We start from the raw sequence: 12718 nt of genomic DNA, 5'->3' as shown, positions 1-12718 counted from the left end.
CCCCTGCCGGTCGGCAGCGACTGCCTGATCGAGCTGCCGCCCGGCTACCCGCAAAAAACCGCCGAGGCCGAGGTGGTGGGTTTTGCCGGCGACCGGATTTTTCTGATGCCGCAAAGCGAGGTCGACGGCCTGCTGCCCGGCGCGCGCGTCTATGCGCTGGACTCGCCCACGGGCCACGCCGGCGGCCTGGGGCCGCGCACCAAACGGCTGCCGGTGGGCGCCGGCATGCTGGGCCGCGTGGTCGACGCCGCCGGCCGGCCGCTGGACGGGCGCGGCCCGCTGGAGTTTTCACGCGAGGTGCCGCTGGCCGCCAAATCCATCAACCCGCTGACCCGCGCGCCGATCGACAGCGTGCTGGACGTCGGCGTGCGCGCCATCAACGCGCTGCTGACCGTGGGACGCGGCCAGCGCATGGGCCTGTTCGCCGGCTCCGGCGTCGGCAAAAGCGTGCTGCTGGGCATGATGGCGCGCTACACCAGCGCCGACGTCATCGTCGTCGGCCTGATCGGCGAGCGCGGCCGCGAGGTCAAGGACTTCATCGAAAACACCCTGGGCGAAGAAGGCATGGCGCGCGCCGTGCTGGTCGCGGCGCCGGCCGACACCTCGCCGCTGCTGCGCCTGCAGGGCGCGGCCTATGCCACCTGCCTGGCCGAATATTTCCGCGACGAGGGCAAGAACGTGCTGCTCATCATGGACTCGCTCACGCGCTACGCGATGGCGCAGCGCGAGATCGCGCTGGCCGTGGGCGAGCCGCCGGCCACCAAGGGTTACCCGCCCTCGGTCTTCGCCAAGCTGCCCGCGCTGGTGGAGCGCGCCGGCAACGGCGCGCGCGACGACCAGGGCCGCGGCGGGTCGATCACCGCCTTCTACACCGTGCTGGCCGAGGGCGACGACCAGCAGGACCCGATCGCCGATTCCGCGCGCGCCATCCTCGACGGCCACGTGGTGCTCTCGCGCAGCCTGGCCGAGTCCGGCCACTACCCGGCCATCGACATCGAGGCCTCCATCAGCCGCGCCATGACGGCGCTGATCACGCCCACGCAATTTCAGGCCGTGCGCAGCTTCAAGCAGGCCTTGTCGCGCTACCAGCGCAACCGCGACCTGATCAGCGTGGGCGCTTACGCCCCCGGCCACGACGCGCAGCTGGACCAGGCCATCGCGCTGTACCCGCGCATGGAAGCTTTTTTGCAGCAGACCATGCAGGAGCGCGTGGGCCACGGCGAGGCCACCAACCAGCTCAACGCCATCTTCCAGGCTTGATCCCCTCTTCCCGTCCCCCCGTCCCCCGTCTTTCACCAACACCCAACACCAGGAATCTCCCCATGGCCAACAAGCTACCGCTCGCCACGCTGATTGAACTGGCGCAGAACAAAACCGACGAGGCCACGCGCCGCCTCGGCCAGCTGCAGGCCGCGCGCACCAGCGCGGCCGAAAAACTCGAGCTGCTGCAGCGCTACCGCCAGGAGTACCTGGACCAGCTGCAGGTGCGCATGGTCGCGGGCGTGTCGGCGGCGCAAATGCGCAATTTCAACCACTTCATCAGCACGCTGGACAGCGCCATCGAGCAGCAGCGCGCCATCACCGCGCAGGCCGACACAAGGTTGGCGACCGGGCGCGGCGACTGGCAAAGCAGCCAGCGCCGCCTCAATTCCTTCGACACCCTGGCCGGCCGCGTGCGCCTGCAGGAAATGGCCGTGCTGCACAAACGCGAACAGCGCGACAGCGACGAACGCAGCGCGCGCCAGTTCTTCCATCTGCGCGCCGGCCTGCAGGGCCACTAGATAGAACTGGATAGGAAAAACAAGCCATGTCCCTGCTACCTCCGTCCCTCTCCGCGCCCGCCCCGGCGCCAGCCGGCAACGCTTCATCGGCCTCTTCCGCATCGGCCAGCCGCGGCGATGAATTGAACCAGGGCGACAGCGAAAGTTTTGGCGAAGTGCTGTCGCGCTCGCTCGCGGCCTCGGGCGAAGCGCCCGCCAAACCCGGCGGCAAGCCGGTCGCATCCCTTCCCGCCAGGCGCCTCGCCGAGGAAAAAACCGAAGCGGCCGACACCGTCAACACCGCGGCACTGCTTTTTGTGCCGCTCGAAACACGCATCGCCACAACACCGGGTTCCGACAACGCCTCGACCGCCGCGGCAGGCGGCGCCACGGCTTCGGCCCTTGGCGCCGCGCATTCGGCGGAACTGCCAGCAGCAGACCCCGCCGCAGCCAGCGCGGCAGCAGCCACGGCCGCCATCGCCCACGATGCAGCCCCTGCGAGCGATGAACAAACGCTGCCGCAAGCCCTGCTCGCACCCGGTCTGCCCGCCACGCCAGGCAAAGGCCGGGAAGCCTTCGAGCCCGCCGCGCCCGCCGCCGCAGGCGACACAACAGCCATCGCCCTGCCCGCCGCGAACATGGCCATCCCGGCCGGCGCCACCCATGAGAACCCGTCTGACCCCTCTTCAGGGAACAGACAGCGGCCCGGCGACGAGGCGCGCGAAGTCCTGGGCACGGACACAGGCGCGGAACAAAAGCCCGCCGCGGCCAAAACGCCCGCCATCACAGCAGCCAGGGACACGCCCACTGATACAGCCGGCAGCGCCGCCCAGGCTTTAGCCCCCAGCGCAAGCCAGCCCGAAACCAGTGCGCCAGCCGCCAGCCCGGGCATCAGCCTCAGCGCCACAGCCCCCACGGCCCACACCCACGCCTCGCCTGTCGGCCCCGCCGTACCGGCCGCCCCCAAGCAGGCGGCACTCACACCCGAAGTCGGCAGCGGCGAATGGGGCCAGGCCCTGGGCCGGCAGATGCTGCACATGGGCAAGGCCGGCGAGCAGGTGGCCGAGCTGCAGCTCAACCCGCCCGGCCTGGGCCCGCTCAAAGTCACGCTGAGCATGAACGACAACCAGGTCCAGGCGTTTTTTGTGTCGGCGCATTCCTCGGTGCGCGCCGCCGTGGAAGCGGCCCTGCCGCAACTGCGCAACACGCTGGCCGACAGCGGCATCAGCCTGGGCAATACCTCGGTCGATTCCGGCAGCCAGCAGCAGCCGGCTTTCACCTCGGGCCAGCAAGGCCAGGACAGCCGGCACGCCCGGCCGGCCTATACGGCAGCCGACACGGCAGCCCCTCCTGCCACGGCCGTGACGCCTGCAAGGCCTCGCGGCAAGGTGGACATCTATGCCTGACCTCCTTCTATATCCACAGATTACGCAGATTAAAAACCTCAGGATGACAAGTCCTGTGGCTGACATGTATGGACGGGAATGAAGTTTTTAGTCTGGATTTTTTCTCTTCAATCTGCGGAAATCTGCGTCATCTGCGGATCAATTCTTCTATCCACAGATGACGCAGATTAAAAGCCCTCAGGACGAAAACTCCTGCGGCCGCATGCATGGACGGGAATGAAGCTTTTAGTCTGGATTTCTTCTCTTCATTCTGCGGAAATCTGCGTAATCTGCGTAATCTTCGGATCAATTCTTCTGTCCACAGATTACGCAGATTCACGCAGACTAAAAGCCCTCAGGATGAAAACTCCTGCGGCCGCATGCATGGACGGGAATGAAGCTTTTAGTCTGAATTTCTTCTCTTCAATCTGTGGAAATCTGCGTAATCTGCGGATCAATTCTTCTATCCACAGATTACGCAGATTCACGCAGATTAAAACCCTCAGGACGAGTCCTGTGGTCGGCATGCAGGGATGGGAATGAGATTTTTCCTTCAGATTTCTTCTCTTCAATCTGTGGATGTCCGCGAAATCTGCGGATGAATTCTTACACCATGGTGAAAGGCCCTGTGACGAGCCTGCGCCCGGCAAATGCCGAAGTTGAAGCGTTTTCCCCCTGCTGCTCCAGCGATGCACCGCGGGCCTTTTCCCCAACAATCCATTGACCACCCACTCCCACACAGCCATGGCTACCAGCACACTTCCCGCGAAGCCCCTGAGCGCGCGCCAGCCTTCGCCCCGGCTCATCGCCCTGTTGATTGCCCTGTCGGTCGTGGCCGCCGCCGCGGCCGCGGGCGCCACCTATTACTTCAGCAACCGCCGCAGCGCTGAAGCAGCACCCGCCGCCGCCCCCTTGCCGGCCGCGCCGCTGTTTGTGGCGCTGGAGCCCATGACCGTCAACCTGCAGCCGGGCGGCCGCAGCCGTTTTCTGCACGCCGCCGTCACGCTGAAAGTGCCTGACGCCAAATCCCAGGCCCTGGTGACCCAGTACCTGCCCGAAGTGCGCAGCCGGCTGCTCACGGTGCTGTCCAACCGCGCCTCCGACGCGCTGATCACGCCCGAAGAAAAAGCCAGGCTCGCCACCGAGATCATGACGGCGCTGAACCAGCCCCTGGTGGCCAACCTGCCCTCGCTGCGGATCTCCAGCGTGATGTTCACCACCTTCATGCTGCAGTAAAGCGGCACCCTGAAACCCGAATCCGCCCATGGCTTATGAAGCACAGCTCTCGCAGGACGAGGTCGATGCGCTGCTGCAGGGCGTCACCGGCGACGCCGGCGCGGCCACCCCGCGGCCGGCCGCGCCCTCGGGCCCGCCGACCTACAAGCTCGGCACGGACGAGCGCATCGTGCGCGGCCGCATGCACACGCTGGAGGTCATCAACGAGCGCTTCGCGCGCCACCTGCGCGGCGCGCTGCTGACCTTTATGCGGCGCAGCGCCGACATCTCGGTCGGCTCGGTGCAGATCCAGAAATACGGCGACTTCATACGCCACCTGCCGGTGCCGGCCAACATCAACCTGATGCACATGAAGCCGCTGCGCGGCACGGCCTTGTTCGTGTTCGATCCCAAGCTGGTCTTCCTGGTCGTCGACAACCTGTTCGGCAGCGACGGCCGCTACCACGTGCGCATCGAGGGGCGCGACTTCACGCAGACCGAGCAGCGCATCATCAAGCGCCTGCTCAACCTCACGCTCGAAAGCTACGGCGGTGCCTGGCAGCCGGTCTACCCGCTGGAGTTCGAATACGTGCGCGCCGAGATGCATGCCAAGCTGGCCAACATCGTCGCGCCCAACGAGGTGGTGGTCAACACCACCTTCCAGATCGAGTTCGGCCCCCTGGGCGGGGCGCTCAACGTCTGCATTCCCTATTCCATGATCGAGCCGATACGCGACCTGCTGGCCAACCCGCTGCAGGACGCGATCGAGGTCGACAAGCGCTGGGTCAAGCAGCTGTCGCAGCAGGTGCAGAGCGCCGAGGTCGAGCTGCGCGCCCACTTCCTGACCCTGCAGTCCAGCATAGGCCAGCTGCTCAAGCTGCAGGCCGGCGACGTGCTGCCCGTCGAGATCCCGGACACCATCATCGGCAAGGTCAACGGCGTGCCCGTCATGGAATGCGGTTACGGCACCTCCAACAACCACTATGCCCTGCGCGTGGAAAAAATGATCCACCACCAGGACAGCGACTCCAGCAAGGGAAAAGACCATGAGTGAAGACAGCAAAGCGCCGCCCGCGGCCGAGCTCGACGACTGGGGCAGCGCGCTCGCCGAGCAGGCGCAGTCCAGCGCGCCGGCACCGGCACCGGCACCGGCACCGGCACCGGCACCGGCGCCCGCCCCCGCTGCGCCCGCGCCCCCCTCCACCGCGGCCGGCGACCGCGTGTTCCAGCCGCTGCAGGGCAACACCGCCTTCGAGATCGCGCGCGGCGACATAGACCGCGTGCTCGACGTGCCGGTGCAACTGACCACCGAACTGGGCCGCACCCGCATCACCATCAAAAACCTGCTGCAGCTGTCCCAGGGTTCGGTCGTCGAGCTCGACGGCCTGGCCGGCCAGCCCATGGACGTGTTCATCAACGGCTATTTGATCGCGCAGGGCGAAGTGGTGGTCGTCAACGACAAGTTCGGCATACGCCTGACCGACATCATCACGCCGTCCGAACGCATGCAGAAGCTGAACCGATGAAGCCTGTGTTTCTTCGCGGGCTCGTGGCCCTGCTGCCGGCCGGCATCAGCCTGTCCGCAGCCGCCACACTGCCCACCGTTCCCGCAGCGGCCGCCGAACCGGCGCGCGCCTTCGGTGCCGCGGGCCTGCTGCAGGCCGGCCTGGGCCTGGCCCTGGTGCTGGCGATGATTTTTGGCTGCGCCTGGCTGGCGCGGCGCTTCGGCCTGCAGGCCGGCGGCAACGGCCGCCTGCTGAAAGTGGTCTCCAGCGCCATGGTCGGCCAGCGCGAACGTGTAGTCGTCGTCGAAGTCGGCGGCCAGTGGCTGGTGCTGGGCGTGGCGGCGGGACAGGTCCGCGCCCTGCACAGCATGCCCGCGCAAAAAATTCCCGAGGTCGACGCGGCGCCTGCTCTTTCCGGCCTTCCCGGTTTTGCCGGCGCCGGTGCATTTTCCGGCAAGCTGCTCGAGTCCTTGAACAAGCTCAAGAAGCGCGAGGAATGAAGCCGAATTTTTCCGGCCTGCGCCGCCGCGCGGGCGCCCTGCTGCCGGCCCTGCTCTTGCTGGCCTTGATGCTGCTGCCCGCGCTGGCCGGCGCCCAGGGCCTGCCCGGCATCACCAGCACCAAGGGCCCGGGCGGCAGCCAGACCTGGTCGCTCAGCGTGCAGACCCTGGTGCTGCTGACCTCGCTGTCTTTTTTGCCCGCGCTGCTGCTGTCCATGACCAGCTTCACGCGCATCCTCATCGTGCTGGGCCTGCTGCGCACCGCGATAGGCACGCAATCGTCGCCGCCCAACCAGGTGCTGGTCGGGCTCTCGCTGTTTTTGACGTTTTTTGTGATGTCGCCGGTCTTCGACAAGGTGCACAGCGCCGCCTACAAGCCCTTCTCTGAAAACAAAATCAGCGCTGAGCAGGCCCTGGAGCGCGGCGTCGAGCCCTTCAAGCAGTTCATGCTCAAGCAGACCCGCGAGGCCGACCTGGCCCTGTTCGCCAGGCTGGCGAATATCGAAAAACTCGAGGGCCCCGAACAGGTGAGCCTGCGCATCCTGCTGCCGGCCTTTGTGATCAGCGAACTCAAGACCGCCTTCCAGATCGGTTTCACCATCTTCATCCCTTTTCTCATCGTTGATCTGGTCGTTGCCAGTGTGCTGATGTCCATGGGCATGATGATGGTGCCGCCGGCCACCATCTCGCTGCCCTTCAAGCTCATGCTGTTTGTGCTGGTCGACGGCTGGCAGCTGCTGATAGGCGCGCTGGCGCAGAGCTTCTATCTCTAGAACAGAACACGCATGACACCCGAATCCGTCATGGCCATGGGCTATGAAGCCATGAAACTTTCATTACTGCTGGGCGCGCCGCTGCTGCTGGTGGCCCTGGTCACCGGCCTGCTGATCAGCCTGTTCCAGGCCGCCACGCAGATCAACGAGATGACGCTGTCCTTCATCCCCAAGCTGCTCGCCGTCTTCGCCACCCTGGTGATCGCCGGGCCGTGGATGCTGGGCATCGTGCTGGACTACATGCGCAACCTGTTTTCTTCCATCCCGCAGCTTGTGGGCTGAGGCCGGCGCGGTCCGAGCAAGAAAACCATGCAGCCGGTTTTTTCGGCCACCTCCGGCCAGCTCAACCTCTGGCTGATGTTTTTTCTATGGCCGTTTGTGCGCATGCTGGCCCTGATCAGCACCGCCCCCCTCTTCAGTGAAGCCGCCGTGCCGCGCCGCGCCAAGGTCGTCCTGGCGGCGCTGCTGGCCATCGTCGTCGCGCCCACGCTGGGCGCCATGCCCGCCGTGCCCCTGGTCTCCGCGGCCGGCTTCTGGATCCTGGTCCAGCAAATCCTGATAGGCGCGGCCATGGGGTTTTCGATGCGCATGGTCTTCGCGGCCGTGCAGGCCGCCGGTGAATACGCCGGCCTGCAGATGGGCTTGTCTTTCGCGTCCTTCTTCGACCCCACCAGCGGCGGCAACACCATGGTCGTCGCCCGCCTGCTCAACGTCATGGCCATGCTGATTTTTCTCGCGGTCGACGGCCATTTGATGCTGGTCATGGTGCTGGCCGAAAGCTTCCAGGCTTTGCCGATCTCCGACGCACCCCTGGCCGCCGGCGGCTGGTTCCTGCTGGCCAACGCCGGCGGCGAAATCATGGCCGGCGGCCTGATGCTGGCCCTGCCCCTGATCGCCACCCTGCTCACCCTCAACCTCGCCATGGGCATCCTGAACCGCGTCTCGCCGCAGTTCAGCATCTTCGCCGTCGGCTTCCCCATCACACTGCTGGCCGGCATCGCCATGCTGCAGCTGCTGATGCAATACCTCGCCCCCTTCCTGGAGCCGCGCTTTGCCGCGGCGTTTGCGGGGACGCTGGGGGTTTTGCAGGGCTTACGAAACTAGCAGCGCTGGTTGCGCGGCTCTTCTTACAGGTAGTTAAACAACGCAATCTGCTGAATCCGCACAAAGGTCTGCTGGCTGGCCTGCAGTGCGGTCTGGCGTTGGTAGAACTCGGCGATCGCGCTGGCGTAGTCCAGGTCCTGCAGATCTGACAGGTAGCTTTTGTCGTAGAGGGCGCGGGTGTCGCCGGTGTCGCCCAGGGCGTCGAGTTCCTGCAGGCGGGTGCCGACCGAGGCGCGCACCGTGAGCACGTTGTCATGCGCGTTGGTGATCTTGCGGTTGGCGGTGCTCAAGGCGTTGAGCAGTTTGGACTGCGCGGCCGGGCCGGCGCCGTCGACCGGGGAGCGCAGCGCGCTGATCGCGTCACTGATGGCGGCGAAGACGTCGGTGCCGGCGTTTTTGGCGGTGGAGGCGTGGAAGCTGTCGCCGGCTGCGGGCGCGCCGGTGATGCTGAGCTGCAGGCCGCCGAATTTGATGGGGCTGCCCGGGGTGAAGGGGGTGGTTGGCACGACGGCGACCGGCGGTACGGTGTTGGTGTCGACCTGGTAGGTGGTCGGTGTGGTGAAGGTAATGACAAAGTCTTTGCCGTAATTGGGGTCGGCGATGTTGGTCACCGAGGTCGTGCCGAACACGCCGCTTCCGGTGTTGCCGGCCTGGGCCTGGGTGACGTAACCCGCGCCGCCCTGCACGCTCTGGAAAATGCTGCGGCCATCGTCGCTGCCGGCCATCTGGCGCGAGACGTCGACCTGCATCAGGCGCTGGCCCTGGTCGCCGGCATAGAGGATGCTGCCGTCGGGCTGTTTCACAAAGGGCGGGCTGCCCGTCTTGAAGCCGGCAAACAGGAACTGGCCGTTGCCGTCGTCGGTGTTGGCCAGGCCCTGCAATTGGTCAAACGCGCTTTGCAAGGTGGTGGCCAGGGTGGCGCGGTCGGCGTCCGTCATGGTGCCGTTGCCGGCCTCGACCAGCAGGCTTTTGACGTTCTGCAGCACGGTGGTCACGCTTTGCAGGGAGTTCTCTTCGAGCGAGAGCATCTGCTCGGCCTGCTTGCGGCTGGTGGCGTACTGCGAATTCAGCGCGATGGACTGCGAAACCGCCAGCGCGCGCGTGGCGCCCAACGGGTCGTCCGAGGGCGCGAGGATTTTGGTCATCGCGCCGATCTGCTGCTGCACGCGCAGCAGGCTGCTTTGCTGCGAGCCCATGGCGCTCTGGCTTTGTTCATAAAAAGACTGGGTGCTGATACGCATCATGGACTCCTGGTGGCGCTGAAGGGGCGGCTGTGCTGGTAAGTGAGCGCTGATGCGCTATCAGTTAATGCCCAGCACGGCATCAAACAGGGTCGATGCCGTCTGTATGACCTTGGCATTGGCCTGGTACATCTGCTGGAACATCAGCAGGTTGGCGGTTTCCTCGTCCTGGTTGACGCCGGAGACCGACTGCTGGGCCGAACGGATCTGCGTGGTCAGGCTGGTCTGCGCGGTGCCGGCGATCTGGATCTGCCTGGCCTTGTTGCCGACACTGCTGACCAGCTGGGCATAAGAATCGTTAAAGCTGGCCGTGCCGCCGCCCATGGTTTTTTTGTTCTGCAGCGCGCCCAGCAGCAGCGCGTTGCTGCCGTCGGAGATGCCGCCGGTGTTCTTGTCCACGGTAAAGCTGTCGCCGTGGGCCGGTGTGCCGCTGATGCTGAGGCTGATACCGTTAAAGCTCAGGGTCGCGCCCGGTGTGTAGTTGACGGAGGCGCCCGGCGCGTAAGGGCTGGCCGGGTCGGGCGTGCCGTCGGCGCGGGTCACGGTCACGGCCGCACCGGCCGGAAAGCCCGACAGCTGGTTGGTGGTCGCGTCGTAAGTGAGCGTCACCTTCGCGGCCAGCGGCGTAGCGGTGTAGGCCGCATCCACCTTGCCGGCGCTGATCTTGCCGCTGCCCTGGTTGGCGGCGGTGTTGCCGGTGACTATGGGCGAAGCCGCCGCGATTTTGGCCGGGTCGCTGACCAGCACCGTGAGGTCGCGCGCGCCGGTGCGCGTGGGCTGGATCAAAAAAGAATCACCGGGCGCGCCGGCGCCGCTGGCCAGCGTCAGCGTGACGCCGTCAAAGGTCGTGGTGTTCGCGGGCGCGGTGCCCGGGAAACCCGCGGTCATCGGGATGACCTGGTTGTCCGACAGGCGGGTCAGCGTGTAGCTGGGGCCGGCGCCCACGTCCAGCCGGTAGTCGCTGGTGGTCAGCTGGCTGGTGTTGGCAAACGACGGCGTGAGCACCAGGTTGCCGGTGTTGCGGCTGTTGGCCAGCAGGCCGGGGCTGGCCTGCGAGAAAAAATTGCCGCCCAGCGCGCCGTTCAGGTCAATGCCCAGCTTGTGCTGGGCATTGAAGGCGTCGGACAGCGCGATCGCGATGCGGCCCAGCGCGTTCTGCGCGGGGGCCAGGGTCTCGTTGCGGAACTGCAGCAGCCCGCCCATCATGCCGCCCGTGAGCATGCTGTCCGGCATCTGCACCGCCATGCCGGCCGCGTTGACCACCGCGACGGCCATGCGGCTGGGGTCGGCCGCCGAGCGTACCGCCGCGAGTTTGTTGGCGCTGTCGCCCAGCACCAGGGACTGGCCGTTGCCGATGGAGATGTTGTACTGGCCGCCGTCCTGCACCACCAGCTTGGTGCCCACCAGCAGGCCCAGCTGGTTCACGAGCTGGTCGCGCTGGTCCAGCAGGTCGTTGGGGGCCTGGCCGCCCGAGGCATTGCTGAGCAGGGCCACCTGCTTGTTGAGGCTGGCGATCTGCTCGGCATAGGTGTTGATCTGGTCGACGGTACCCGAGATCTGGTCGTTGGTGGTGTTGTTCAGGCCGCTCAGGTACTGGTCCATGGAGCGGAACTGGTTGGCCGCGGCCTGGGCGGAGCTGATCAATTGCTGGCGCGCGGCCGGGTCGGCCGGCGTGTTGGCCACCGCCTGGATGTTGGTGAACAGCGACTGCAGCTGGGGTGCCAGGCCCGCCTTCTGGTTGGCCAGCAGGTTGTCGATCTGGCTGATCTGCGTGTAGTAGGTGGTGAGCGACTGGTTCAGCGACTGCGCCTGGTTGAGCTGCGAGGCCAGGTAGGCGTCGTAGCTGCGGGTCACGTCGACCACCTTGGCGCCGCTGCCGAAGAAACCGACGCTGGCGCGGTACACGCCGCCGGCGGTCGCGACCTGCGCGGACTGGCGGCTGTAGCCTGGCGTGTTGACGTTGGCGGTGTTGTGGCCGGTGGTCACCAGCGCGGCCTGGGCGGCATTGAGGCCGCTCAGCCCGGTGTAAAACATGCTATTGGACATAAATCGGGTCTTTCACGGGGCTGTCGCGCCTGGGGAATGCGAGTGGCACATCACGGATGTCTATATAGAGAGATAACGGCCGGGCCTGGAAGAACTTGAGAGCGAACCTGGCTGCGTTATCTGCGGATCCGAATCTGCAGAAATATTTATCCGCAGATTACGCAGATTTCCGCAGATTGAAGAGAAGGTTTCCGTACTCGCGATTTCAGCCCTATCTCCATACGCCGGCAACTCACGCTCTCCATCAGGATGGTTTTATCTGCGTAAATCTGCGTAATCTGTGGATATGGATTCACCCGTAGATTTCGCAGATTCCCGCAGATAAAGACAAAACGCGATGAGAGGTCGTGTGGCCTGTGTATGAGAACAGGAATGGAATTCCGGATACAAATTTCTTCTCTTCAATCTGTGTAAATCTGCGAAATCTGCGGATATGAAATCTGCGGATACAGACTCACACAGTCAGCGAGCGCTGCCACCGTTTGGCGCGTTCCTCAAGCTCGCGCCGGCGCTCTTCGTCGGCCTGGCCGGCCTTGTGCACCGAGTCACCGATCAAGCCCTTGATTTCCCGGACGGCCGCGGCGCTGCGCTGGGCCAGGCTTTTGACTTCGGCGGCCATCAGCGCAAAACCGCGGCCCTGCTCGCCGGCATGGGCCGCTTCGGCCGCGGCGTGGGCCAGGCTGCGGGTGCGCAGCGCGATGCCGTCGATCATGCCTATGATGTCGGCGACTTTTTCGGCCGGCAGCGGGCCGGCGGCCACACCGGGATAGCCCAGCGTGGGGACCGGCGATTTTTCTTCAACAGTCGATACGGGATGGCTGGTGGTCGCGTGCATGCGCACTCCTTGAAAATCAATGATCTCGGATTGCAAGGCCATGCCCGCGGCACGCCTTGCCCCTGCTTATCGGTCGGCTGCGGCAAAACTTGAGCGCTTTGTCACGCCGTGCCGGCTCTTTTTCTTAAAAGGTTTCCCAGCTCCCGCCGCCCGCGCCGGCCGCCAGTGGCGGCGCGATGGCCTGGCGGGCCTGGGGTGGCTGTTTCGGCGTCGACACGGTGCGAACCGGGCCGGCCGGGCGGCGGGGCGTGGGTTGTTGCTGGACATCGCCTCCTTGCAGCCTGAACACGCTCACCGCGTCCGAGAGGCCGCCGGCCTGCTCCTGCAGCGACGACGCCGCGGCGGCCGCCTGCT

Annotated in this window: 12 protein-coding genes and 2 pseudogenes; 10 read left to right on the top strand and 4 right to left on the bottom strand. The window is 65.7% G+C overall.

The genetic code is table 11. The annotated features are described in order from the left end of the window. From fliI to fliR, 10 genes are all read left to right on the top strand, one after another. A partial coding sequence (fliI, locus tag PMI15_RS03765; RefSeq protein WP_007863884.1) for a flagellar protein export ATPase FliI occupies positions 1-1260 on the top strand: 1260 nt, incomplete at its 5' end. 62 nt (positions 1261-1322) lie between these two features. Beyond that, positions 1323-1781, top strand: a complete 459-nt coding sequence (gene fliJ, locus PMI15_RS03760; RefSeq protein ID WP_007863883.1) for a flagellar export protein FliJ — start codon at positions 1323-1325, stop codon at positions 1779-1781. 26 nt (positions 1782-1807) lie between these two features. Then, a complete protein-coding gene (locus PMI15_RS03755; protein WP_007863881.1) occupies positions 1808-3166 on the top strand; it encodes a flagellar hook-length control protein FliK in 1359 nt (452 codons plus the stop codon). A gap of 723 nt (positions 3167-3889) precedes the next feature. Next, entirely contained in the window at positions 3890-4381 is a 492-nt protein-coding gene (gene fliL, locus PMI15_RS03750) for a flagellar basal body-associated protein FliL (RefSeq protein ID WP_007863879.1), read from the top strand. A gap of 28 nt (positions 4382-4409) precedes the next feature. Next, positions 4410-5414: a flagellar motor switch protein FliM gene (gene fliM, locus PMI15_RS03745; RefSeq protein WP_007863876.1), complete on the top strand. Its 1005-nt coding sequence runs from the start codon at positions 4410-4412 to the stop codon at positions 5412-5414. Next, on the top strand, positions 5407-5886 hold the full coding sequence (gene fliN, locus PMI15_RS03740) for a flagellar motor switch protein FliN (protein WP_007863874.1): 480 nt from the start codon (positions 5407-5409) through the stop codon (positions 5884-5886). Before fliM ends, fliN begins: the two co-directional genes overlap by 8 nt. Next, entirely contained in the window at positions 5883-6365 is a 483-nt protein-coding gene (gene fliO / locus PMI15_RS03735; RefSeq protein ID WP_007863872.1) for a flagellar biosynthetic protein FliO, read from the top strand. Before fliN ends, fliO begins: the two co-directional genes overlap by 4 nt. Beyond that, positions 6362-7138, top strand: coding sequence for a flagellar type III secretion system pore protein FliP (gene fliP / locus PMI15_RS03730; protein ID WP_007863870.1), 777 nt, complete (start codon positions 6362-6364; stop codon positions 7136-7138). Before fliO ends, fliP begins: the two co-directional genes overlap by 4 nt. A 12-nt stretch (positions 7139-7150) precedes the next feature. Continuing rightward, on the top strand, positions 7151-7420 hold the full coding sequence (fliQ, locus tag PMI15_RS03725) for a flagellar biosynthesis protein FliQ (protein ID WP_007863867.1): 270 nt from the start codon (positions 7151-7153) through the stop codon (positions 7418-7420). A gap of 27 nt (positions 7421-7447) precedes the next feature. Further along, entirely contained in the window at positions 7448-8242 is a 795-nt protein-coding gene (gene fliR, locus PMI15_RS03720) for a flagellar biosynthetic protein FliR (RefSeq protein ID WP_007863865.1), read from the top strand. A 23-nt stretch (positions 8243-8265) separates the two neighbouring features. Here the strand turns inward: fliR and flgL are convergent, their stop codons facing one another. From flgL to PMI15_RS03700, 4 genes and pseudogenes are all read right to left on the bottom strand, one after another. After that, positions 8266-9483 (bottom strand): flagellar hook-associated protein FlgL, encoded by a 1218-nt coding sequence (gene flgL, locus PMI15_RS03715; RefSeq protein ID WP_007863864.1) that lies wholly within the window; start codon positions 9481-9483, stop codon positions 8266-8268. Between the two features lie 60 nt (positions 9484-9543). Next, complete coding sequence (gene flgK / locus PMI15_RS03710; RefSeq protein ID WP_007863863.1) at positions 9544-11529, bottom strand: flagellar hook-associated protein FlgK; 1986 nt, start codon at positions 11527-11529, stop codon at positions 9544-9546. Between the two features lie 511 nt (positions 11530-12040). Beyond that, positions 12041-12364, bottom strand: a pseudogene (locus PMI15_RS03705) (methyl-accepting chemotaxis protein); the annotation flags it as partial. A gap of 124 nt (positions 12365-12488) precedes the next feature. After that, positions 12489-12718, bottom strand: a pseudogene (locus PMI15_RS03700) (hypothetical protein); the annotation flags it as partial.

Source organism: Polaromonas sp. CF318 (assembly GCF_000282655.1).
Lineage (GTDB): Bacteria > Pseudomonadota > Gammaproteobacteria > Burkholderiales > Burkholderiaceae_C > Polaromonas.
Note: the sequence above shows the minus strand (reverse complement) of the source record. Positions and strands in the feature narration are given on the sequence as shown.

Coding starts and splice junctions, on each gene's coding strand:
- fliJ (WP_007863883.1), top strand. CDS start 1,323: ATGGCCAACAAGCTACCGCTCGCCACGCTGATTGAACTGGCGCAGAAC.
- PMI15_RS03755 (WP_007863881.1), top strand. CDS start 1,808: ATGTCCCTGCTACCTCCGTCCCTCTCCGCGCCCGCCCCGGCGCCAGCC.
- fliL (WP_007863879.1), top strand. CDS start 3,890: ATGGCTACCAGCACACTTCCCGCGAAGCCCCTGAGCGCGCGCCAGCCT.
- fliM (WP_007863876.1), top strand. CDS start 4,410: ATGGCTTATGAAGCACAGCTCTCGCAGGACGAGGTCGATGCGCTGCTG.
- fliN (WP_007863874.1), top strand. CDS start 5,407: ATGAGTGAAGACAGCAAAGCGCCGCCCGCGGCCGAGCTCGACGACTGG.
- fliO (WP_007863872.1), top strand. CDS start 5,883: ATGAAGCCTGTGTTTCTTCGCGGGCTCGTGGCCCTGCTGCCGGCCGGC.
- fliP (WP_007863870.1), top strand. CDS start 6,362: ATGAAGCCGAATTTTTCCGGCCTGCGCCGCCGCGCGGGCGCCCTGCTG.
- fliQ (WP_007863867.1), top strand. CDS start 7,151: ATGACACCCGAATCCGTCATGGCCATGGGCTATGAAGCCATGAAACTT.
- fliR (WP_007863865.1), top strand. CDS start 7,448: ATGCAGCCGGTTTTTTCGGCCACCTCCGGCCAGCTCAACCTCTGGCTG.
- flgL (WP_007863864.1), bottom strand. CDS start 9,483: ATGCGTATCAGCACCCAGTCTTTTTATGAACAAAGCCAGAGCGCCATG.
- flgK (WP_007863863.1), bottom strand. CDS start 11,529: ATGTCCAATAGCATGTTTTACACCGGGCTGAGCGGCCTCAATGCCGCC.